This window comes from Thiosocius teredinicola (genome assembly GCF_002009425.1).
Taxonomy (GTDB): domain Bacteria; phylum Pseudomonadota; class Gammaproteobacteria; order Chromatiales; family Chromatiaceae; genus Thiosocius; species Thiosocius teredinicola.
Genome location: NZ_CP019936.1, coordinates 83,466 through 109,631 on the forward strand (window position 1 = coordinate 83,466; position 26,166 = coordinate 109,631).

Here is a 26,166-nt window from a genome sequence, read left to right on the forward strand (position 1 = left end):
GATTTCGGATCGCTAGTCGATAACTTTATTCCTAAAACCGCATAATTCCAGCGGCGCGCACCAGTGGAGAGCAGGGTTTTGAGCGAAACAGCAGTGGACGTGAGCTTGGCGACGGAGGCCGATGCGGCCGATCCGTTGGTCGGCTGCCTGTTGATCCTCGCCCGGCAACATGGCCTCCCGGTCTCCGAGTTTGCCGCCACGGCCGGGCTGCCGTTGCACGACGGCCGTCTGCTGCCGTCAATGTTCGACCGCGCCGCGCGGCGCGTCGGCATGCGCGCGCGTGTCGTGGCGCGGCCCCTGGAACGCCTCGACAGCCTGGTCACCCCGGCGGTGCTGCTGCTTGATGATGACCGGGCCTGCGTGCTGCTCGAGCCGCTGCACGATGGCAAGGCCAAGCTCATCCTGCCGGAGAACCCGGAAGCCGAAGTCATTCAGGATGCCGACCAGCTGCGCGGCCTGTATACCGGCCATGCGATCCTTGCCAGTCCGACGCATCGCTACGATGCGCGTACGCCGGGGCCGGAGCACGACAGCGAAGGCGGTCACTGGTTCTGGGGCACGATCGCCGCTTCGTGGCGCATCTATCGCGACGTGATCCTGGCATCGGTGCTGGTCAATCTGTTCGCGGTCGCCAGCCCGCTGTTCGTGATGAACGTCTACGACCGGGTAGTGCCGAACGAGGCGCTCGAAACCCTGTGGGTGCTGGCGATCGGCGTAACCGTGGTCTACGGCTTCGACTACCTGCTACGCAGCCTGCGTGGCCGCTTCATCGACGTGGCCGGCGCCAAGGCCGATATTGAACTGTCGGCCAAGCTTTATGAGCGCGTGTTGGGTCTGCGTATGGATGCGCGTCCGGCATCGGCCGGCGCCTTCGCCAACAACCTGCGTGAGTTCGACGGCGTGCGCGATTTCTTTGCCTCGCTGACCCTGACCACCTTCGTCGACGTGCCGTTCGCGGTGCTCTTTCTATTGGTGATCTGGCTGATCGCCGGCCCGCTGGTCATCGTGCCGCTGGCGGCCATCCCGATCCTGCTGCTGTACGGCCTGTTCGTGCAGCCGCGCCTGCGGCGTGCGGCCGAAAACGGCATGCGCGCATCGGCGCAGCGCAATGCGACCCTGGTCGAGGCCCTGGTCGAGGCCGAAACCGTCAAGTCATTGGGCGTGGAAGGCCGGCTGCAACGCCAGCTCGAGAGCAGTGTGGGCGAGACGGCACGCTGGAATGCGCAGGCGCGCCAGTGGGCCTTGTCGGCCACCAACCTGGCGACCTTCCTGCAACAATTGGTATCGGTCGGCGTCGTGGTCAGCGGTGTGTACCTGATCTCCGACGGCCTGCTGACGATGGGCGCCTTGATCGCCGCGGTGATCTTGAGCGGCCGCGCGGTGATGCCGCTTGCCCAGATCGCGGCGTTGCTGACCCGTTATTACCAGGCGAGCACGGCGCTGAAGACGCTCAACGAGATCATGCAGATGCCGGTCGAGCGCCCGAACGGCAAGGTGTTCGTAACCCGCCCGGTGCTCAACGGCAGCATCGAGTTCGAGCACGTCACCTTCAATTACCCCGGCCAGGAGTTGCCCGCGTTGCAGGATGCGAGCTTCAAAGTCGAGCCGGGCGAACGCGTGGCGATCATCGGTCGGGTCGGGTCCGGTAAGACCACGATCAACCGCCTGGTTGCCGGGATCTATCATGCCGACAATGGCGCCGTGCGAATCGATGGTGTCGACATGCGCCAACTCGATCCGGGCGATCTGCGGCACAACATTGCTTATGTCTCGCAGGATAACCAGCTGCTGTTCGGTTCGATCCGCGACAACCTGACTATGGGCCTGGCACATGTCGACGATGAACAGATCGTGCACGCCGCCGAGCTGGCGGGCGTGTCGTCGTTCGTGAATCGTCACCCGCTCGGCTTTGACATGCCGGTGGGAGAGCACGGTAGCCGGCTGTCGGGTGGCCAGCGTCAGGCGGTCGCGCTGGCGCGGGCATTGGTACAGGATGCGCCGATTCTGCTGATGGATGAACCGACCGGTGCGATGGACAACAGCAGCGAGGAACACATCAAACGCGAGCTGGCCAAGGTGGTCGACGGCAAAACGCTGGTGCTGATCACGCACCGCGCGTCGTTGCTCGACCTGGTTGAACGGGTGATCGTGGTCGATGCGGGCAAGATCGTGGCGGATGGTCCGAAGGCCCAGGTGCTCGATGCCTTGCGCGCCGGCCGGATCAAGCAGACGCGTTGACGGAGCAGGGAATGAGCGAACGCACCAGCAAAGCCAACGAATTCGCGGTCGACGCCGCGGCCGCCATCCGCTCGCGCTCGGTGCGCGGCGAACAGCTGCTGGTATGGGTCATGTTGCTGTGCGTGGCCGCGTTCTTCGTCTGGGCGTACTACGCCGTGCTGGATGAAGTGGTGCGCGGCAACGGCAAGGTGATTCCGTCGTCGCAGGTGCAGGTGGTGCAGAACCTCGAGGGTGGCATCGTCAAGCATATCGCGGTCGGCGAAGGCGAGATCGTCGAGGCCGGTCAGGTGCTGCTGACGATCGACGACACCCGCTTTGACTCGTCGCTGCAGGAAAACCGCGCCCGGTTGTTGAGCCTCAAGGCCAAGGTGATTCGCCTGCGCGCCGAGGCCGAGGGGTGGGAGGAGTTTCCACCGATGCCTGACGAGATCACGGATGCGTTGCCAAAAGCCTACGAGCAGGAAAAAAAGTTGTTCGAGGAGCGCCGCGGTGCGCACGATGCGATGCAACGTGTGTTGATCGAGCAGGCGTCGCAAAAACGCCAAGCGATCGCCGAGATGAAGTCGCGCATAGATCGCCTCGGCCGCAGCCTGAGCCTGACTGAACAGGAACTCACAGTGACCCGCCCGCTGCAGCAACAGGGTGCCGTGTCGGAGGTCGAGATTCTACGATTACGCAGGCAAGTCAACGACTTACGTGGCGATTTGGACGAGACGCGCCTGGCCATACCGCGTGCCGAGGCCGAACTGGCCGAGGTTGAGCAGCGTCGCGCAGAACTCGACGCCAAGTTCCGCACCGAAGCACGCGGCGAGCTGAGCGAGGCGACTGCTGAACTCAACGCGCTGAACGCGAGCAACGTGGCGTTGGAAGACCGCGTGCTCCGCACCCAGGTGCGCTCGCCGATCAAGGGCATCGTCAAGGTGCTGTCGGTGCGTACCGTCGGCGGTGTGATTCAGCCGGGCATGGACCTGGTTGAAATTGTGCCGGTCGAGGACAGTCTGCTCATCGAGGCACGCGTCAAGCCGCGCGATATCGCCTTCCTGCGCCCGGCGTTGCCGGCCAAGGTCAAGCTGACCGCATACGATTTCGCGATCTACGGGGGCCTCGACGCTCAGGTTGAGCACATCAGCGCCGATACTTTTGTAGATGAGGATGGCGAGTCTTACTATCTGGTACGGGTTCGAACCGATCAGCCTGCCCTGGTGAAGGGGCAGAAGTCGTACTCGATCATCCCGGGTATGACGGCGGAGGTGGATATCCTTGTCGGTGAAAAAACCGTGCTTACATATTTGCTCAAGCCCGTTTTGCGGGCGCGCGAGACGGCATTGCGGGAGCCCTGACGAGTGACGTTGATTGTTGCATCAGGCGAAGACCGCGATGTGTTGATGCGCTGGTCGGATGCGGCGCTGGCGGGCGGGCATCATTTTCTGGTCAAGCCGCCACGGTCGGTGTTGACGGCGGCCGCCTGGCCGGCGGATATCTGCCTGTACGACCTCGGCGCGCAGCGCGATGCGGATACCACAGCCTTGCTCAAGGCTGTGGCCAAACGTCCGAATACCAAATTCATCGCCATGACCGCAGTTCCCAATGCCGGTGAAGGATTGAGAGTCCTCAAGGGCGGCGTGCGCGGTTATTGCAACCGGCTGGCCTCGCCGGCGATCTTCAATGCGCTGATCTCCGCCGTTGCTTCGGGCGAAGTCTGGGCCGGTAAACAGGTTACGGATTTTCTGCTCGAGCAGGCCATCGCCGGCACCGTCGAACGTCCCGATACCAGCGATGTGCTGAAAGACCTCACGCGCCGCGAGGCCGAGATCGCATTGCAGGTAGCCGACGGCATGAGCAACAAGGTGATCGCGGCCGAAAACGGCATCTCCGAACGCACCGTCAAGGCCCATCTCAACAGCATTTTCCGCAAGACCGGTCTTTCCAACCGGGTTCAACTCGCTCTCGCCATCAGCCAGACCCAAGAGACACCGCGCGAACTCTCAAACGGCTGAATGACTTAGGTTCCGGTCGTTAAGACCGGCTTAGTACCAAAGTCCTATGCGGTGATCCCGATCGCTGCCGACATTAAAGCTGACATTTAAACGAAGCTGACTTTGTCGGGAGTATCCCATGGCGGACCAAGCCACGAACAACACGCAAACCGCAGCCATCGGCGAGGTGCAATCCGTAACCGGACGCGTCGTCGCAGTGGGCACAGATGGCGTTGAGCGCCAGTTGTTCGCCGGAGACATGGTGTTTGCCGATGACTTGGTCAAGACGGTAGGCGACAGCAGTATCGTCATTGCGATGAACGACGGCACCCGCGTTGACCTTGGTCACGATGCCGAGGCGATGCTCGACGACTCTGTATACGGCGACGAATCGGCTGTCAGTGCAGCAGCCATCGCCGACATCAAAGAGATTCAGGAGGCGATCGCCGCCGGTGCCGACCCGACCGAAGTTGCCGACCCCACCGCCGCCGGCGGTGATCAGGCTGCCGCATCCAGCGCAGCAGATTCGGCGCAGTCCGCGCTCTCGGTTGACCGCACGGGGCGCGTCGGTTTGGTCGAAGCCGGCTTCGAGACCAGTACAGCAGGCCAGAACGTCGATCCCATCTTGGTTGATCCCATTCCGCTCACAGGCGGCGATGCCGGCGGTGGCACGGCCGGCGCAGCACCGGTGGTCCCGCCCAGCGCCAGCATCGTGCTGGCTTCGATTACCGCAGACAACATCCTGAACGCCGCAGAAGCGGGCGGCCCGGTCACGGTCAACGGTACCGTGGTTGGCGACGTCAGCGACGGCGACACCGTGTTCGTCACGGTCAATGGTGTCGACTACAGCGGTGTGGTGGCGGGCGGGGTGTTCAGCATCCTGGTGCCCGGCAGCGAATTGCTCGCCGACGCAGACGGCGTCGTCGAAGCACGCTTCACGACAAACACCGGCAGCCCGGCCGGTGAAACCACTGCCACCGACACGCAGAGCTTCAGTTCGGACACAACGCCGCCTACAGCGAGCATCACCCTCGACCCGGTCACCGACGACAACATCGTCAACGCCGCAGAATCCGGCGGCACCGTGGTAATCAGCGGCAGTGTGGGCGGTGACGTCGCCGACGGTGACGTTGTTACCGTCACGGTAGACGGCATCGACTACTCCGGTACCGTCACCGGCGGTACGTTTGCCATTGATGTACCCGGCAGTGCGCTTGCCGCAGACGCCGACACCGCGATCGAAGCGAGTGTTACGACCAGCACGGGCGACGTGAACGGTGAGACGACTGCGGTCGCTTCTCGCACGTACGGCGTCGATACCGCCGCCCCGGCTGCGACGCTCACCCTGGACGCCATTACCGCCGACAACATCATCGATGCCGCCGAGTCTGGCGGCACCGTCGCCGTTACCGGCACCGTCGGCGGAGATCTCACCGACGGCGATATCGTGACGCTGACGGTAAATGGAATCGATTACAGCGGCCCGGTAGCGGGTGGAAGCTTCAGCATCAGCGTGCCGGGCAGCGAGCTGGTCGCTGACGGTGATGTGACTGTCGAGGCCAGCGCCACCACCAGCACCGGTGACGTCAATGGCGAGACAACAGCCACCGACGCACAGACCTACGGCGTCGATACCACGGCACCGACGGCAACCATTGTTCTCGATCCGATCGCAGGCGACAACGTGCTCGACGCGGCCGAGGCGGGTGCAACGGTTGCGATTACCGGCAGCGTAGGGGGTGACGTCGTTGACGGCGACACGGTGACCGTTAGCGTCAACGGTGTCGATTACACCGCCAGCGTTTCCGGTGGGCTGTTCAGCGTGAACGTACCCGGCAGCGAGCTCGCATCCGATGGAGACGCCATCGTAGACGCGAGCGTGACGACCAGCACCGGCGACGTCAACGGCGAAGCAACCGCAACGGCGGCACAGCCCTATACGGTCAGCACCGGCCTGACGACCGCTACCATCAATCTCGATCCGATCACTGCAGACAATATTCTCAGCGCAGCGGAAGCCGGCGGCACCGTGGCCGTGACCGGAACAGTTGGCGGCGATGTCGCGGATGGGGATGTAGTCACCTTAACTGTGGATGGCATCGACTACACCGGCAGTGCGTCGGGTGGGCTGTTCAGCATTGATGTGCCTGGAAGTGCGTTAGCCGCCGATGGCGACGCCTCGGTTGAAGCTAGCGTGACGACCACCACCGGCAACATCAACGGCGAAGCGACGGCAACCGATACGCAGGTTTACAGCGTTGATACTTCTGCGCCGACGGCAACGATTGCGCTAGACACGGTAACCGTCGATAACATCCTGAGCGCCGCCGAAGCCGGCGGGACAGTAGCGATCACAGGTACCGTAGGTGGCGATGTCACCGATGGCGATACCGTAACAGTGACGGTGAACGGCGTTGACTACACGGGCGCGGTCGCGGGCGGTGCGTTCAACATCGGCGTGCCTGGCAGCGAATTGGCAGCGGACGGTGACACCACCGTTGAAGCCAGCGTTACCACTTCTACTGGTGACGTCAATGGCGAAGCCACCGCTACCGACACGCAGGCGTACTCAGTAGATACCTCAGCCCCGACCGCGACGATCACTCTCGACGCCATTACCGCAGACAACATCCTTAATGCTGTTGAGGCCGGTGGCACTGTAGCTGTCACCGGTGCGGTCGGTGGTGATGTCACCGACGGCGACACGGTTACCCTGACGGTCGACGGTGTTGATTACACCGGTACTGTGTCAGGCAGTGCGTTCAGCATCGACATACCGGGAAGCGCTCTAGCCGCAGACGGCGACACCACCGTTGAAGCCCGCGTTACCACTTCTACTGGCGACGTAAACGGCGAAGCAACGGCGACTGATACGCAGGCGTACTCCGTAGACACATCTGCACCGACGGCGACGATCGCCCTCGATGCGATCACAGCTGACAACATCCTGAATGCTGCCGAAGCCGGTAGCACCGTAGCCGTTACCGGTACGGTTGGCGGCGATGTCACCGATGGAGACACGGTCACGCTGACGGTCGATAGTGTTGACTATACGGGCACTGTCTCTGGTGGTGCATTTAGCATTGATGTGCCGGGCAGCGCTTTGGCAGCTGACGGCGATACGACGGTAGAAGCCAGCGTCACCACGAGTACTGGTGACGTCAATGGCGAAGCCACCGCTACCGACACGCAGGCGTACTCGGTCGATACCTCAGCCCCGACCGCGACGATCACGCTCGACGCGATTACGGCTGATAATGTTCTGAATGCCGTTGAAGCTGGCGGCACCGTAGCTGTCACCGGCGCGGTCGGTGGTGATGTCACCGACGGCGACACGGTTACCCTGACGGTCGACGGTGTTGATTACACCGGTACGGTCTCTGGCGGCGCGTTCAGTATCGATGTCCCAGGCAGCGCTTTGGCCGTGGATGGCGATGCCACGGTTGAAGCCAGCGTCACGACCAGCACGGGCGACGTCAATGGCGAAGCCACGGCCTCTGATACGCAGGCGTACTCCGTTGATACGTCGGCACCGACCGCGACGATCACTCTCGACACCATTACCGCAGACAACATCCTTAATGCTGCTGAGGCTGGCGGCACCGTAGCGGTCACCGGTACGGTCGGCGGTGATGTTGCCAACGGCGACACGGTAACGTTAACCGTCGATGGCGTCGACTATACGGGCAGTGTCTCTGGCGGTGCATTTAGCATCGACGTGCCCGGAAGCGCTTTGGCCGCAGACGGCGATACCACCGTAGAAGCCAGCGTGACCACAAGCACCGGTGATGTGAACGGTGAAGCTACCGCCACCGACACGCAGGCGTACTCGGTCGATACCTCTGCTCCGACGGCAACGATTACGCTCGATGCCATCACGGCTGACAATATCCTCAGCGCTGCCGAAGCAGGCGGCACCGTACCTGTGACCGGTACGGTCGGTGGCGATGTCGCCGATGGCGATACGGTCACGCTGGCGGTTGACGGTGTGGACTACACCGGTACTGTGGCAGGCGGTGCGTTCAGCATCGACGTACCGGGAAGTGCTCTAGCCGCAGACGGCGATACCACCGTCGAAGCCAGCGTGACCACAAGCACCGGTGATGTGAACGGTGAAGCTACCGCTACCGACACACAGGCGTACTCGGTCGATACGTCGGTTCCGACGGCAACGATCGCCCTGGATTCGATCACCACAGACAATGTTCTCAACGCTGCCGAAGCCGGTAGTACCGTAGCCGTTACTGGTACGGTCGGTGGTGATGTCACCGATGGCGACACGGTTACCTTGACAGTCGATGGTGTGGATTACACGGGTACGGTCACTGGCGGTGCCTTCAGCATTGACGTGCCGGGAAGTGCCTTGGCTGCAGATGGCGACACAACCGTCGAAGCCGGCGTTACGACCAGCACGGGCGACGTGAACGGTGAAGCAACGGCGACTGACACGCAAGCTTACTCGGTTGATACCTCAGCACCGACGGCAACGATTACGCTCGATGCCATCACAGCTGACAATATCCTCAGCGCTGCCGAAGCAGGCGGCACCGTAGCTGTTACCGGTACGGTCGGTGGTGATGTCACCGATGGCGATACCATCACGCTGACAGTCGACGGTGTCGACTATACGGGTACGGCCTCCGGCGGCGCATTCAGCATCGACGTGCCGGGCAGTGCTTTGGCTGCGGATGGCGATGCGACGGTTGAAGCCAGCGTCACGACCAGTACGGGCGACGTCAATGGCGAAGCCACGGCCACTGATACGCAGGCGTACTCCGTAGACACATCTGGACCTACGGCGACGATCACGCTGGATTCGATCACGGCGGATAACATTCTCAGCACCGCTGAGGCTGGCGGTGCAGTTTCAGTAACTGGCACCGTTGGCGGTGATGTTGCCGATGGCGACACGGTTACGCTGACGGTTGATGGTGTCGACTATACAGGCACCGTCTCCGGCGGTGCATTCAGCATCGACGTGCCAGGAAGTGCATTGGCTGCAGACGGCGACATGACTGTCGAAGCGAGTGTTACCACGAGCACCGGCGATGTGAATGGTGAAGCAACGGCGACCGACAGCCAGGCGTACTCGGTCGATACCTCAGCACCGACGGCAACGATTACGCTCAATGCCATCACGGCTGACAACATCCTCAGCGCTGCCGAAGCAGGCGGTACCGTAGCTGTGACCGGTACGGTCGGTGGTGATGTCGCCGACGGCGATACCGTCACGCTGACAGTCGACGGTGTCGATTACACGGGTACCGTCTCTGGTGGTGCGTTCAGCATCGATGTCCCTGGTAGCTCATTGGCTTCCGATGCCGACACTACCGTTGAAGCCAGCGTTACCACCAGTACAGGCGACGTGAATGGCGAAGCGACGGCGACTGATACGCAGGCGTACTCTGTAGATACTTCGGCCCCGACGGCCACGATCACACTCGATGCGATTACCGCAGATAACATTCTGAATGCTGCCGAAGCCGGAAGCACCGTAGCCGTTACCGGCACGGTCGGTGGCGACGTCGCTGATGGCGACACGATCACCCTGACGGTCGACGGTGTTGATTACCCGGGCACTGTTAGTGCTGGCGTGTTCAGCATCAATGTCCCGGGAAGCGCCTTGGCGGCAGATGGCGATGCCACGGTTGAAGCCAGCGTCACCACCTCTACTGGTGATGTGAACGGTGAAGCGACGGCGACCGATAGTCAGGTTTACTTGGTTGATACCTCGGCACCGACCGCGACGATTGCTCTTGATGCGATCACCGCAGACAACATCCTCAATGCTGCTGAGGCCGGCAGTACTGTTGCGGTGACCGGCACGGTCGGTGGTGATGTCGCCGACGGCGATACCGTCACGCTGACAGTCGACGGTGTCGACTATACGGGTGCCGTCACTGGTGGTGCATTTAGCATCGATGTGCCGGGAAGCGCGCTGGCGGCAGACGGCGATACCACCGTCGAGGCAAGCGTTACAACAAGCACCGGCGACGTGAACGGTGAAGCTACCGCTACCGACACACAGGCGTACTCTGTCGATACGTCGGCCCCGACGGCGACGATCACCCTCGACTCAATCACCGCAGACAACATCCTCAATGCTGCTGAAGCAGGTGGTGCTGTCGCTTTGACTGGTACGGTCGGTGGTGATGTGGCTGATGGTGATACCGTCACGCTGACAGTTGATGGTGTCGACTACGCTGGCATCGTATCGGGTGGTGCGTTCAGCATCGATGTGCCGGGAAGCGCACTGGCTGCCGATGGCGATGCCACGGTTGAAGCCAGCGTTACCACTTCTACTGGCGACGTAAACGGCGAAGCAACGGCGAGCGATGCGCAAGCTTACTCGGTTGATACGTCAGCCCCCACCGCGACGATCACGCTGGATTCGATCACCGCAGACAATATTCTCAATGCCGCAGAGGCAGGCGGTACGGTCGCTGTTACCGGCACGGTCGGTGGTGATGTTGCCGACGGCGATACGGTTACGCTGGCGGTCGATGGTGTCGACTACACGGGTGCCGTCTCTGGCGGCGCGTTCAGCATCGACGTCCCGGGCAGCGCGCTCGCGGCAGACGGCGATACTACGGTAGAAGCCAGCGTCACGACCAGCACGGGCGACGTAAACGGTGAAGCAACAGCGACCGATAGCCAGGTTTATTCGGTCGATACCTCTGCACCGACGGCAACGATTACGCTCGATGCCATCACGGCTGACAATATCCTCAACGCTGCCGAAGCCGGCGGTACGGTCGCAGTCACCGGCACCGTAGGTGGCGATGTCGCCGATGGCGATACGGTTACTCTGACGGTCGATGGTGTGGATTACACAGGTACTGTGTCAGGCGGTGCGTTCAGCATCGATGTCCCCGGTAGCGCATTGGCTTCCGATGCTGATACCACCGTCGAGGCTAGTGTCACCACGTCTACCGGCGATGTGAACGGTGAGGCTACGGCGACTGATACACAGGCTTACTCGGTCGATACCTCAGCGCCGACGGCCACGATCGCATTGGATTCGATCACGGCGGATAACATCCTGAACGCCGCAGAAGCGGGTGGCACGGTGGCCGTGACCGGCACGGTCGGTGGCGATGTTGCCGATGGCGATACCGTTACGCTGACGGTCGATGGTGTGGATTACACCGGCATTGTCTCGGGTGGTGCATTCAGCATTGATGTGCCAGGAAGCGCACTGGCTGCCGACGGCGACACCGCCGTTGACGCCAGCGTTACGACAACGACCGGCGACGTCAACGGCGAAGCGACGGCAACTGACTCGCAGGCGTACTCCGTCGATACCAGTGCGCCGACGGCCACGATCGCGCTGGATTCGATCACTGCAGACAATATCCTCAGTGCGGCCGAGGCTGGTGGCACGGTCGCGGTCACCGGCACCGTCGGTGGCGATGTTGTTGACGGTGACACGGTCACGCTGACTGTCGATGGTACCGATTACACCGGTAGCGTTAGTGGCGGCGTATTCAGCATCGGTGTGCCGGGAAGCGCGCTGGCTACCGACGGCGACACCACCGTTGAGGCAAGCGTTACCACATCTACTGGCGACGTGAACGGTGAAGCCACGGCGACCGATACGCAGGCGTACTCGGTCGATTCGTCAGCGCCGACAGCAACGATCACGCTCGACGCGATTACCGCAGACAATATCCTCAGTTCTGCTGAAGCTGGCAGTACGGTAGCGGTCACCGGTACGGTTGGCGGTGATGTCGCCGACGGCGACACGGTCACTTTGACGGTTGACGGTGTTGACTACACGGGCACTGTTAGTGCTGGCGTGTTCAGCATCAATGTCCCGGGAAGCGCCTTGGCGGCTGATGGTGATACCACGGTCGAAGCCAGCGTTACGACCAGCACGGGCGACGTCAATGGTGAAGCGACCGCGTCCGACACGCAGGCTTACTCGGTTGATACCTCAGCCCCGGCAGCAACGATCGCGTTGGATGCGGTCACCGCAGACAACATCCTCAGTGCTGCCGAAGCGGGCAGCATCGTGGCAGTTACCGGCACGGTCGGTGGTGATGTCGCTGACGGCGACACGGTTACCTTGACGGTTGATGGTGTTGATTACACCGGTTCAGTCTCAGGCGGCGCGTTCAGTATTGATGTCCCGGGGAGCGCGTTGGCTGCCGATGGTGACACCACGGTTGAAGCTAGCGTCACGACCAGCACGGGCGACGTCAACGGCGAAGCGACGGCAACTGACTCGCAGGTGTACTCGGTTGATACCTTGGCCCCGACGGCAACGATCGCGCTTGACGCGATCACAGCTGACAACATTCTCAATGCTGCCGAAGCCGGCGGTACGGTCGCAGTCACCGGCACCGTAGGTGGCGATGTCGCCGATGGTGATACGGTCACGCTGACGATTGATGGTGTCGACTATACGGGCAGTGTCTCTGGCGGTGTGTTCAGCATCGGTGTGCCGGGCAGTGCCTTGGCAGCCGACGGCGATACTACGGTCGAAGCCAGCGTTACCACCAGTACAGGCGACGTAAACGGCGAAGCAACGGCTACTGATGCGCAAGCATATTCCATCGATACTTCTGCACCGACGGCTACGATCACGCTTGACGCGATTACCGCTGACAACGTACTTAGTGCTGCTGAAGCAGGCGGTACGATTGCGGTTACCGGTACCGTCGGTGGCGACGTCGCGGATGGTGACACAGTTATGCTTACAGTCGGCGGCGTTGACTATACGGGCAGTGTCTCTGGCGGTGCCTTCAGCATCGATGTGCCCGGAAGCGCTTTGGCCGCAGACGGCGATACCACCGTCGAAGCCAGCGTGACCACAAGCACCGGTGATGTGAATGGCGAAGCCACCGCTACCGACACGCAAGCTTACTCCGTTGATACGTCGGCACCGACCGCTACGATTGCGCTCGACGCGATTACCGCAGACAACATCCTCAATGCTGCTGAAGCCGGCGGCACCGTAGCGGTCACCGGTACGGTCGGTGGTGATGTCACCGACGGAGATACCGTCACGCTGACAGTCGACGGTGTCGATTACACGGGTACCGTCTCTGGTGGTGCGTTCAGCATCGACGTGCCGGGCAGTGCTTTGGCCGCGGATGGCGATACCACGGTTGAAGCCAGCGTCACCACCTCTACTGGCGATGTGAACGGTGAAGCGACGGCGACTGATACGCAGGCGTACTCCGTAGACACATCCGCACCGACGGCGACGATCACCCTCGACTCAATCACCGCAGATAACATCCTCAATGCTGCTGAAGCAGGTGGCGCTGTCGCTGTGACTGGTACGGTCGGTGGTGATGTTGCCGACGGCGATACCGTCACGCTGACAGTCGACGGTGTCGATTACACGGGTACCGTCTCTGGCGGTGCGTTCAGCATCGACGTGCCCGGCAGCGCTTTGGCCACGGATGGCGATGCCACGGTTGAAGCCAGCGTTACCACTTCTACTGGCGATGTGAACGGCGAAGCGACGGCGACCGATAGTCAGGTTTACTTGGTTGATACCTCGGCACCGACCGCGACGATTGCTCTTGATGCGATCACCGCAGACAACATCCTCAATGCTGCTGAGGCCGGCAGTACTGTTGCGGTGACCGGCACGGTCGGTGGTGATGTCGCTGATGGCGATACGGTCACTCTAACGGTCGATGGTGTCGATTATACGGGCACCGTCTCTGGCGGTGTGTTCAGCATCGACGTGCCGGGCAGTGCTTTGGTCGCGGATGGCGATGCCATCGTTGAAGCCAGCGTTACCACAACGACTGGCGATGTGAACGGTGAAGCGACGGCGACTGACACGCAAGCGTACTCGGTTGATACTTCAGCGCCGACGGCCACGATCACACTCGATGCGATTACCGCAGATAACATTCTGAATGCTGCTGAAGCCGGTAGCACCGTAGCCGTTACCGGCACGGTAGGTGGCGATGTCGCTGATGGCGACACGGTTACCCTGACGGTCGATGGTGTTGATTACACCGGCATTGTCTCGGGCGGTGCGTTCAGCATTGATGTACCGGGAAGCGCATTGGCTGCCGATGGTGATGCCACGGTTGAAGCCAGCGTCACGACCAGTACGGGCGACGTCAATGGCGAGGCCACGGCCTCTGATACGCAGGCGTACTCCGTTGATACGTCGGCACCGACCGCGACGATCACGCTCGACGCGATTACCGCAGACAATATCCTCAGTTCTGCTGAAGCTGGCAGTACGGTAGCGGTCACCGGCACGGTCGGTGGTGATGTTGCCGATGGCGACACGGTCACGCTGACGGTCGATGGCATTGGCTATACGGGCAGTGTCTCCGGCGGTGCGTTCAGCATCGACGTGCCCGGCAGCGCATTGGCTTCCGATGCTGACACCACCGTCGAGGCTAGTGTCACCACGTCTACCGGCGATGTGAACGGTGAGGCTACGGCGACTGATACGCAGGCTTACTCGGTTGATACGTCGGTACCGACGGCGACGATCACGGTCGACGCGATCACAGCAGACAATATCCTCAACGCTGCCGAAGCGGGCGGCATGGTCGCAGTCACCGGCACCGTAGGTGGCGATGTCGCCGATGGCGATACGGTTACTTTGACGGTCGATGGTGTGGATTACACAGGTACTGTGTCAGGCGGTGCGTTCAGCATCGATGTCCCCGGTAGCGCATTGGCTTCCGATGCTGATACCACCGTCGAGGCTAGTGTCACCACGTCTACCGGCGATGTGAACGGTGAGGCTACGGCGACTGATACACAGGCTTACTCGGTCGATACCTCAGCGCCGACGGCCACGATCGCATTGGATTCGATCACGGCGGATAACATCCTGAACGCCGCAGAAGCGGGTGGCACGGTGGCCGTGACCGGCACGGTCGGTGGCGATGTTGCCGATGGCGATACCGTTGCGCTGACGGTCGATGGTGTGGATTACACAGGTACTGTGTCAGGCGGTGCATTCAGCATTGATGTGCCAGGAAGCGCACTGGCTACCGATGGCGATTCCATCGTTGAAGCCAGTGTTACCACGTCTACTGGCGACGTAAACGGCGAAGCAACGGCGACTGATACGCAGGCGTACTCTGTCGATACGTCAGCCCCGACCGCGACGATCACGCTGGATTCGATTACTGCAGACAATATTCTCAATGCCGCAGAGGCAAGTGGTACGGTAGCAGTCACGGGTACTGTTGGTGGCGACGTCGCGGATGGCGACACAGTTACGCTCACAGTCGGCGGCATTGACTATACGGGCAGTGTCTCTGGCGGTGCCTTCAGCATCGATGTGCCCGGAAGCGCTTTGGCCGCAGACGGCGATACCACAGTCGAAGCCAGCGTGACCACAAGCACCGGTGATGTGAATGGCGAAGCCACGGCCACTGACACGCAAGCCTACTCGGTTGATACGTCAGCGCCGACCGCGACGATCGCACTCGACTCAATCACCGCAGACAATATCATCAGCGCCGTCGAAGCAGGTGGCACAGTAGCTGTCACTGGCACCGTCGGTGGTGACGTCACCGATGGCGACACGGTCACTCTGACGGTCGACGGTGCGGATTACACCGGCACTGTTTCGGGCGGTGCGTTCAGCATCGATGTGCCGGGAAGTGCACTGGTTGCCGATGGTGATGCCACGGTTGAAGCCAGCGTCACGACCAGTACGGGCGACGTCAATGGCGAAGCCACGGCCACTGACACGCAAGCCTACTCGGTTGATACGTCAGCGCCGACCGCGACGATCGCACTCGACCCAATCACCGCAGACAATATCATCAGCGCCGTCGAAGCAGGTGGCACAGTAGCTGTCACTGGCACCGTCGGTGGTGACGTCACCGATGGCGACACGGTCACTCTGACGGTCGACGGTGCGGATTACACCGGCACTGTTTCGGGCGGTGTGTTCAGCATTGACGTGCCGGGAAGTGCTCTGGCTGCAGACGGTGATGCCACCGTCGAAGTTAGCGTCACCACGAGTACCGGTGACGTCAATGGCGAAGCGACTGCTACCGACACACAGGCGTACTCGGTCGATACGTCAGCGCCGACCGCGACGATCACGCTCGACGCGATTACCGCAGACAATATCCTCAGTGCTGCTGAAGCTGGCAGTACGGTAGCGGTCACCGGCACGGTCGGTGGTGATGTCGCCGACGGCGATACCGTCACGCTGACAGTCGACGGTGTCGATTACATGGGCACCGTCTCTGGCGGTGTGTTCAGCATCGACGTCCCCGGAAGTGCCTTGGCAGCCGACGGTGATACCACGGTCGAAGCCAGCGTTACCACCAGCACGGGCGACGTAAACGGCGAAGCAACGGCGACTGATACGCAGGCGTACTCCGTAGACACATCTGCACCGACGGCGACGATCGCCCTCGATGCGATCACAGCTGACAACATCCTGAATGCTGCCGAAGCCGGTAGCACTGTAGCCGTTACTGGCACGGTCGGTGGTGACGTTGCCGATGGCGACACCGTCACGCTGACAGTCGATGGTGTTGATTACACCGGCACCGTAAGCGGTGGTGTATTCAGCATCGATGTGCCCGGAAGCTCTTTGGCCGCAGACGGCGACACCACCGTCGAAGCCAGCGTCACGACCAGTACGGGTGATGTGAACGGCGAAACGACTGCCACCGCGACGCAGAGTTATGCCGTCGATCTGGTTGCTTCGGCAACGATTTCCGTCGACAACATCACTGCAGATGACGTTCTGGATGCGGGTGAGGCGGCCGGTACGGTGGTCGTTACCGGCACGGTCGGTGGCGATGCAGATGCGGGCGACGCCGTGAGCATGGTGATCAATGGCACCACTTACAGTACCAGCGTCAATCCCGACGGTGTCACCTGGAGTGTGAGTGTTGCCGGGAGCGATTTGGCTGCGGATGCCTCGTTCACTGCAACTGTGACGGGCAACGACGATGCGGGCAACGCTTTCAGTGCGAGTACGGTTTCAACGCATGCCACCTTGCCTTTCGTTTCGTCGGTGACCGCCAACGTTTCTGAGGAGGGATTGGCAGGTGGCCAGCCTGACGCAACGCCGTCTGGCCTGGATACGACGGACGAAACCTCCGTGAGCGGTACGGTCAGCATTTTCGATCCGGATGGTGATGCAATCACCTCGGTCACGTTGACGGCGCCGGCCGACGGTGCCTATAACTCCGGCGGCTATGCGATAACCTGGTCAGGTTCGGGAACCTCCACGCTGACGGGCACCGCAAACGGTGTGACCGTTGCAACGTTGTCGATCGATACGGCCGGCAACTATACGTTCGACCTGACGGCACCTGTCGATCATGTCGGTGATGAAGGCAGCGAAGGTCTGCTGCAGTTCTCATTCGGTATCTCGGCGACTTCGGCGAGCGGTACCACGTCGGTACCCGCTGCCATCAATATCAATGTCGAAGACGATGCCCCGGTCGACATTGCAGCGCGCACCGAGTCGTTGTCGACTCTCGATTCGAATCTGCTGATCATGCTGGATGTGTCCGGCAGCATGGGAACAAGCGACGGCGTCGGCGGGGCCACCCGCTTGGCTAGCGCTATCGCATCGATCAATACTCTGCTCGACCGCTACGACGAGTTCGGCGAGGTCGCCGTTCGTCTCGTGACATTCTCAACCGGTGCAGCCGAGCAGGGATCGGATTGGATGACGATCGCCGAGGCGAGGTCCGTGCTGAGCGGTTTGTCGGCGGGCGGTCAGACCAACTACGATGCGGCGTTGACCACTGCTGAAAGCGCGTTTGCCGATGCCGGCTCAATCGCCGGTGGACAAAATGTGGCGTATTTCTTCTCCGACGGTGAGCCAACACGCCCCTCAGGCGATGTGGGAATCAACGCCGACGAAGAAGCTGCGTGGCAGGAGTTTCTGTACGCGAATGGGATAACGTCGTACGCCATTGGTATGGGCAGCGGTTTGAGCAGCACGTCTTCGTTGGACCCGATTGCCTACAATGGTTTGACCGGCGCCGATACCGACGGTGTTCTGGTGACGGATTTCGCGCAGCTCGATGCCGTGCTTGAAACGACCGTGCTGGGTTCTGCTTCGGGCTATCTGCATACCACCGGTACGATCGGCGCAGGCAGCCTGTTTGGTGCGGATGGTGGTTACATTGAGTCGTTGACGTCTGAGGGCACAACCTACACATTCGATTTGTCAACGCATTCGGTCACTGTAAGCGGCATTGACCGTTCTAGCTTCGATCCGTCGACCGATGTCTTGACTGTCAACACGACGAATGGCGGTGTGCTCACGATCGATTTTACCGACGGCACCTATGCCTACAGTGCACCCAGCAGCGGCGACCTAAGCCTGGCTGGTACCAGCATTGAATATGTGGTCCGCGACGCAGATGGCGATACCGCTTCTTCGTCGGTCGATATCGAAGTCAATCGCATGGAGGTCACGATCGGTAGTGGCACCGTTACGGGCGACGGCGATCCGGATCAACTGGTGGGCCGCATGACCGAGTACTCGAACACGGTAACTGGTGCAGTCGCCGCGGGCAGCACCTATTCCACCGGGCCGGAGCAATACAGCTTCCGCATGGATAGTGCAGGAATCGCCGGGGTGTACGTCACGCAGATCTCGATCGATCTGCAGGCCGGTACTGACGGCAATGCGTACTTCGACACCCAAGGCGGGGCTTCTTACGGGCCTACTCTCGGTACATTGACCGGGATGAGTGCTTCAGATATCTCGATCACTGCGGTCGACGGCAGTCCGCTGCTCACGATCAATTTCGCCAACGGCGCATTCGGCGTAGGCGACGAGATGCACTTCGGCGTGGATACCGACGGCCTCGGCACCAATGATAACGGCGCAGAATTCGCCAACAGACAGGTCGAATTCACCGTGACCTTCAGCGACGGCTCGAGCCAGACCGTGGTCTACGGAAGCGACGGTGCGAGCGGCGCCGTAGGTGTCGCCACAGCGACCCAGCCTTACGAGGGTGCGACATTGGTCGGTGCAGGCGGTGACGACATCCTGATCGGCACCGATCTGGGTGACACCTTGGATGGTGGTGCCGATGACGACGAACTCGATGCGGGTGCCGGCAACGACATCCTGATCGGTGGTTCGGGCAACGATATCCTGGTCGGCGGTGCAGGTAGCGACAGTTTTGAGTGGAACAACGGTGACCAGGGCGTTGCCGGTACCCCGGCAGTCGATGCGATCGTCGATTTCAGCATCGGTGATGGCGATGCCCTGAACCTCAGTGATCTGCTGCAGGGCGAAGACAGCTCAGGTGACCTGACGCCATTCCTGCATTTCGAGCAGAGTGGTGCGGACGCGGTAATTCACGTCAGCAGCAATGGCGGTTTCGGTACCGGTTTCGATAGCGCTGCCACCGACCAGACGATCGTGCTCGAAAATGTCGATCTCAGCGCGCTCGGCACAACCGATCAACAGATCATCGACAGCCTGCTGGCCGGTAGCAACCTGGTTACCGACTGACCCACGCGGCCGTCCCCAAACCCCGGTTGTTCCGAGGGGCGGGGACGGCCGGAGCATCGACGCCCCCCTCTGGCCGGGTTTCGCGCGGTACGTGCGGCGTGACCCCTATTCCTTTTTAGTACCAAGGTTCTATGTGCCGAATGCCTGCCGCGCGCCATGATCATCTGACTTATCGATGATTTCGCGCGGAGAGCCGCATGGCCGAACAAACCTTGAATAACAATGCTGCCGCCGTGGTCGGCGAGGTCCAGTCCGTAACCGGACGCGTCGTCGCAACAGGTGCCGACGGTGTGGAAAGGCAGCTGTTTGCCGGCGACATGGTCTACGCTGACGACCTGATCAAGACGATCGGTGAGGCCAGCGCGGTCATCGCGATGAAAGACGGATCGCGACTGGATCTTGGCAGCAATACAGAGGCATCGCTCGACGAATCGGTCTACAGCGACGATGTCGACGCCGCGCGTGCAGCGGCACTTGCCGACGTCAAAGAGATTCAGGCAGCCATTGCTGCGGGTGCAGATCCCACCGAAATCACCGAACCACCGGCCGCCGGCGACCAGCCTGCGCCGACGTCTGCATTGGGCGAATCCGCGCAATCCGCGTTGTCCGTCGACCGCACCGGGCGTGTCGGGCTGGTACAGGCCGGCTATGAAACCACCGGCCTCGAGCAGAATTTCGAACAATTGCTCGTCGATCCGATCCCGTTGCTCGTCGAAGGCGATGATGGCGGTGCGGGTGGTGGCACGACAGGGCCGAGTGGCCCGAGTGCGATTCTGGTGTTGTCGCCGATCACTGGCGACAACATTATCAGCGCGGCCGAGGCCGGCACGACGGTGGCCATCACCGGCACGGTCGGCGGCGACGTAGCGGATGGCGACATCGTCACGATCAACGTCAACGGTACCGACTATACCGGTCCGGTCAGTGGTGGCGCGTTCAGTATCTCAGTGCCCGGTAGCGAACTGCTTGCCGACGCCGACGGCATTGTCGATGCCAGCGTAACGACGTCTACCGGTGACCCCGCCGGCGAAGCGACGGCGATGGACAGCCAGCCCTTCACTGTCGATACCACCCCGCCGACCGCTGCGATCACGCTTGATCCAATCACTGCCGACAACCTGATCGACGCCGCTGAAGCAGGTGGTACGGTGGCCATCACGGGTACGGTCGGTGGCGATGTCGCCGATGGCGACACGGTGACCCTGACAATAAACGGCATCGACTACACCGGCACCGTCAGCGGTGGCACCTTCAGCATCGACGTGCCCGGCAGTGCCCTGGTCAACGACCCGGATACCACCGTCGAAGCCAGCGTTACCACCAGCACCGGTGATGTGAACGGCGAAGTGACGGCAACGGCGAGCCAGCCCTATACCGTCGACACCAATCTGCCCACGGCGACGATCAATATCGATCCGATTACCGCAGACAATGTGTTGAACGCAGCTGAAGCCGGCGGCACGGTTGCCGTTACCGGCACCGTTGGCGGTGACGTCGCCGACGGCGACACGGTGACCTTGAACATCGATGGCACCGATTACACCGGCGCAGTGAGCGGCGGCGCGTTCAGTATCGATGTCCCGGGCAGCGCCCTGGCCAGCGATTCCGACCTCACGGTCGACGCGAGTGTCACGACCAGCACCGGCAATGCGAACGGCGAAGCGACGGCGACCGATGCGCAGACCTACGCAGTCGATACTACGCCTCCCGTCGCGACGATCGCCCTCGATCCCATCACGGCGGACAACGTTCTGAACGCCGCCGAGGCGGGTGGCACAGTCGCCATTACCGGCGTTGTTGGCGGTGACGTTGCCGATGGCGACACGGTAACCCTGACCATCGATGGCGTAGACTACACCGGCACGGTAAGCGGCGGGGCCTTCAGCATCGATGTGCCTGGCAGTGCCCTGGCAAACGATCCTGACCTGACGGTCGATGCCAGTGTCACGACCAGTACCGGTGATGTGAACGGCGAAGCCACCGCCACTACGACACAGACATACACGGTTGATACCACGCCCCCGACCGCCACGATCACGCTTGATCCGGTGACTGCCGACAATATTCTGAGTGCTGCGGAAGTGGGCGGCACGGTTGCCTTGACCGGCACGGTTGGTGGCGACGTGGTCGACGGCGATACGGTTACGCTGACGGTCGACGGAGTTGATTACACCGGCACCGTCAGTGGCGGCGCTTTCAGCATCGATGTGCCCGGCAGTGCATTGGCCGGCGATCCCGACCTGACGGTCGACGCCAGCGTGACGACCAGCACCGGCGATGTAAACGGCGAAGCCACGGCGACCGACACGCAAACCTATGCCGTTGATACGGGTCTGCCGACGGCGAGCATCAACCTCGATCCGATCACGCCCGACAACATATTGAACGCGGCGGAAGCGGGCGGCACGGTCGCTGTCACCGGCACGGTAGGTGGCGACGTTGCCGATGGCGACATCGTTACGCTGACGATCGGTGGCGCCGACTACACCGGGCCGGTCAGTGGCGGTACCTTCAGCATCGATGTGCCGGGCAGCGCCTTGGCGGCCGATGCGGACAGCACGGTCGATGCCAGCGTTACCACCAGCACGGGTAACGTCAACGGTGAGGCCACAGCGACCGACACCCAGACGTATTCGGTAGACACCACCGCGCCGACGGCGAGCATCGCGCTTGATCCGATTACGCCCGACAACATATTGAACGCGGCGGAGGCGGGCGGCACGGTCGCTGTCACCGGCACGGTAGGTGGCGACGTTGCTGATGGCGATACGGTCACGCTGACCATCGATGGCGTCGACTACATCGGTACCGTCAGTGGCGGCGCTTTCAGCATCGATGTGCCCGGCAGCGTGTTGGCAAGCGATCCCGATCTGACCGTGGATGCGAGCGTTACCACGAGTACCGGCGACGTCAATGGCGAAGCCACTGCCACCACTACGCAAACCTACACGGTCGATACCACGCCGCCGACGGCAAGCATCGCCCTGGATCCGATCGCTGCCGATGACGTACTCAACGCCGCCGAAGCCGGTGCCACGGTAGCCATCACGGGCACGGTGGGTGGCGATGTTACCGATGGCGACATCGTGACGATCACCGTGAATGGGTTGGACTACGTGGGAGCCGTCGCCGGTGGCGCGTTCAGCATCGATGTGCCGGGCAGTGCGCTTGCCGCGGATCCGGACACCACCGTCGATGCCTCGGTGACAACCTCCACCGGCGATGTAAACGGCGAAGCCACCGCGACCACGTCGCGGCCCTACTCGGTAGACACGGCCGCACCCTCGGCCCCCACCGTGGTGATCACCGAAGACGCCGACAACGACGGCATCATCGACAGCAGCGAGCTCAGCGGTGATATCGACGTCGAGATCGGGCTGCCGGGCGACGCCGTTGCCGGAGATACCCTGACCGTGAGCGACGGCAGCAACACCACCACAATCGTGCTGACGGCGGCCGACATTGCTGCCGGCGCCGTGGCGACGACCTTCCCCAGCCCGGGCGACGGCAACACCATCTCGGTCACCGCTACATTGACAGATGCGGCCGGCAATACCTCGGGCCCGGCTAGCGATGCCGCGACACTCGACCTGACGCCGATCGGTGTCCCGCCGGTTGCCGTCGATGATCCTGACGCCGCGCCATACAGCGTGGCGTTGGGTAAGCTGGGCACGTCTTGGACTGCAATCGACAGCATGGGCCAACAGACCACGATTGTTGCGCGCGACGCCGACGGCAGCCCCGGTACCTTGTTCCAGCAAGGCAACAACCTGGGTGTGGCGGGCACGCCGCGAACTGTCCTGGAGACGGTTCCGCAGCAGATAGAGTTCGATCGGACGACGGGCCAATCGGAATCGATCACGTTGGAGTTCGCCGGCAATATGAATCAGGCGCGGTTCGGTGTTGAACGCCTGTTCGCGAATGAAGACGGCGGTGAGCAGGGGCGTTGGGTGGCACTGTACGATGGCCACGAGGTCGCCCGAGGCACCTTTGTGCTCAGCACAGGAAATATCGGCACGTTCAACATCAATACCGGTGCGTTGGTGTTCAACGAGGTGCGATTCGAATCCATCGACACGGTGAATCGCACAGGCGATGGCTCCGACTATTTCCTGGCCGGTTTCTCCGGTTCGGGTCCTGCGTCGGCCAATACCGAATACACCCTGTCGGCGGATCAAACGCTGACGATCCCCGCTGCCTCACCGAACGACCTGCTGGATAACGATTCCGATCCGGACGGCGACCCGTTGACCTTGATCGAGGTAAACGGCAATGCCGTGACCGATGGCCAGACAGTCACCCTGTCCTCCGGTGCCCTGTTGACGATCTCGGATGACGGCTCGTTCGTTTACGACCCGAACGGTCAGTTCGACAGCCTTGGCGCCGGCGAGGTCGCGACGGATTCTTTCACCTATACGATCAGTGACGGCAACGGCGGCACCGATACGGCAACCGCGGTCGTTACCAATATCGGCGTCGATGCGGCGGCGACTGCGGCAACCAGCCTGCTTGTCAGCGCTGCGCTGCCGACTGTCGATGGTGGTGTTGGCGACGACGTGCTGACCGGCAGCAGCGGTGCCGACGAGTTCTATTGGAACGACGGCTACCAGGGCACCGCGGGCAGCCCCGCTGTCGATCAGGTGACCAACTTCAGCCTCGCCGAGGGCGATGTCCTGAACCTGCAGGACCTGCTCAGCGGCGAAGCAGGCGGAGACCTGACGGATTATCTACACTTTGAGCAATCGGGTAGCGACGGCGTCGTACACGTCAGCTCGAATGGTGGATTCAGCGCAGGTTACTCGGCCGGTTCCGAAGATCAGACCATCGTGTTGCAGAATGTCGATCTGAGCGTGCTTGGATCCAACGATCAACAGATCATCGACAGCCTGCTGACGAGCAACAATCTGCAGACCGACTGAGCAAAAGGTGACATCCATCAAAGTGTTTCCGGACATTATTGCCCAATGTTCGATATGTGGCATGATGCCGCGCCAAGGGAGGCGGCCGGTAGGTGTTTGATTCGCTTGGATGTTGTCTAGGACAACCTCGCGATTGCCGGCCCGCTTTGTGAAGTCTGCCAAAACAAAAAAGTGTGAATTTGATGATGGATGGAGCTCGGTTGCGCGCGGTTGGATGCGCGTCGTTCATGTGTGTCCTGGTCGGCTGGTCATCGGCCCAGGCACAACAGGGTGCTTTGACGGACGTCGTTCGTTCCGCTTTGACGACCAATCCCGATGTGGCGGAAGCGCGTAACCAGTGGCTGGCGCGCCGCGAAGAAGTCCGACAGGCCGAAGGCGGCTATCTGCCATCGATCGATCTCAATGCCGGTTTCGGACACGAGCACACGGATAACCCCACCACCCGGGCCAATGATGGCCACACCAACGACCTTGAACGACGCGAACTCGGCCTGACCGTACGCCAGATGTTGTTCGATGGTTGGGGCACGAGCAGCGAAGTGGATCGCCAAAATGCCCGTATGAATTCCGCGGCGGCCAGACTGATGTCGGTCGGTGAGTCGACCGCGATGAAGGCGGTGCAGGCCTACGTCGATCTGAATCGCTACCAGCAGTTGCAGGATATCTCGCAACAAAGTCTCGATATCCATCGACGCATCGAAGAACAGATCCGCGCACGCAGCGATGCCGGTGTCGGCCGCCGTGCCGACTTCGACCAGGTCACCTCGCGCGTCGCCTTGTCAGAGGTCAATCTGGTTGCGGCCGACGTCAACGTGCAGGATGCACAAACCACATTTTATCGCGTCGTCGGTGCAGCGCCGGCCGAGAGCTACCCTGCAGCCGATCCCGTAGGCGACGCGCTGCCGGGATCGCTCGAGCAGGCGATGGAGATCGCACAGGCGAACAATCCCGTGCTGCAGACGGCGTCAGCCGATATCGAAGCGGCCAAGGCGCAGCATGAAGCATCCAAGCAGTTCTTCTATCCGCGTTTCGACCTCGAAGTCGGCGGCAACCTGAACGACAACATCGGTGGTGTGGAAGGTCACGACAACGATGCCACGGCGATGATCCGCATGCGCTACAACCTCTTTCGCGGCGGTGCGGATGCCGCCCGCAAGCGCGCCACGGCCTATAACATCAACGAGGCCAAAGATGTTCGTGACCGCTCGGTTCGTCAGTTGGAAGAAAGTATCCGCCTGGCATGGGCTGCCCTCGAGGCGACCCGCGCCCAGCTCCCCTTGCTCGAACGCCAAGTGGAGGCTGCGCGCGCCACCCGCGATGCGTACGGCAAGCAGTTCCGCATTGGCCAGCGTACACTGCTCGATCTGCTGAATTCCGAGAACGAGGTGTTGACGGCGCAACAGGCGATCGTCGAGACGCAAGCTGACCATCTGCTGGCGCAATATCGCCTGCTCGAGGCGTTGGGTGTCTTGATCGACAAGGTCGATGCCGCTGACGCGTTGGCGATGGAGCCGCAAGCCGGTCAGACACCGGCGCAGTAGGATGTTGCGGTATCCGCTTGAACGAGCGGATACCGGAT

The 26,166-nt window shown here is 61.7% G+C and carries 6 protein-coding genes; all 6 read left to right on the forward strand.

Features of this window, described 5'->3' with window-relative positions:
• Nucleotides 1–78 precede the first annotated feature (78 nt).
• The 6 genes from B1781_RS00365 to B1781_RS00490 all read left to right on the forward strand — a co-directional run bounded on the left by B1781_RS00365 (nucleotide 79) and on the right by B1781_RS00490 (nucleotide 26,128).
• Nucleotides 79–2,238: a type I secretion system permease/ATPase gene (locus B1781_RS00365; protein WP_334223833.1), complete on the forward strand. Its 2,160-nt coding sequence runs from the start codon at nucleotides 79–81 to the stop codon at nucleotides 2,236–2,238.
• An 11-nt stretch (nucleotides 2,239–2,249) separates the two neighbouring features.
• On the forward strand, nucleotides 2,250–3,578 hold the full coding sequence (locus tag B1781_RS00370; RefSeq protein ID WP_078117800.1) for an HlyD family type I secretion periplasmic adaptor subunit: 1,329 nt from the start codon (nucleotides 2,250–2,252) through the stop codon (nucleotides 3,576–3,578).
• A 3-nt stretch (nucleotides 3,579–3,581) separates the two neighbouring features.
• Nucleotides 3,582–4,235 (forward strand): response regulator transcription factor, encoded by a 654-nt coding sequence (locus tag B1781_RS00375; protein WP_078117801.1) that lies wholly within the window; start codon nucleotides 3,582–3,584, stop codon nucleotides 4,233–4,235.
• A gap of 118 nt (nucleotides 4,236–4,353) precedes the next feature.
• The gene (locus tag B1781_RS22685) at nucleotides 4,354–19,668 is read left to right on the forward strand and encodes an Ig-like domain-containing protein (RefSeq protein ID WP_125931806.1); all 15,315 of its coding nucleotides are present in this window, start codon (nucleotides 4,354–4,356) and stop codon (nucleotides 19,666–19,668) included.
• A 197-nt stretch (nucleotides 19,669–19,865) separates the two neighbouring features.
• Nucleotides 19,866–24,587: a retention module-containing protein gene (locus B1781_RS00485; RefSeq protein ID WP_078117802.1), complete on the forward strand. Its 4,722-nt coding sequence runs from the start codon at nucleotides 19,866–19,868 to the stop codon at nucleotides 24,585–24,587.
• Between the two features lie 227 nt (nucleotides 24,588–24,814).
• The gene (locus tag B1781_RS00490; RefSeq protein ID WP_164513189.1) at nucleotides 24,815–26,128 is read left to right on the forward strand and encodes a TolC family outer membrane protein; all 1,314 of its coding nucleotides are present in this window, start codon (nucleotides 24,815–24,817) and stop codon (nucleotides 26,126–26,128) included.
• Nucleotides 26,129–26,166 lie beyond the last annotated feature (38 nt).

Bases quoted from the DNA above. Each gene is read 5' to 3' on its own strand.
- B1781_RS00370 (WP_078117800.1), top strand. From the start codon at position 2,250: ATGAGCGAACGCACCAGCAAAGCCAACGAATTCGCGGTCGACGCCGCG.
- B1781_RS22685 (WP_125931806.1), top strand. From the start codon at position 4,354: ATGGCGGACCAAGCCACGAACAACACGCAAACCGCAGCCATCGGCGAG.
- B1781_RS00485 (WP_078117802.1), top strand. From the start codon at position 19,866: ATGGCCGAACAAACCTTGAATAACAATGCTGCCGCCGTGGTCGGCGAG.
- B1781_RS00490 (WP_164513189.1), top strand. From the start codon at position 24,815: ATGTGTGTCCTGGTCGGCTGGTCATCGGCCCAGGCACAACAGGGTGCT.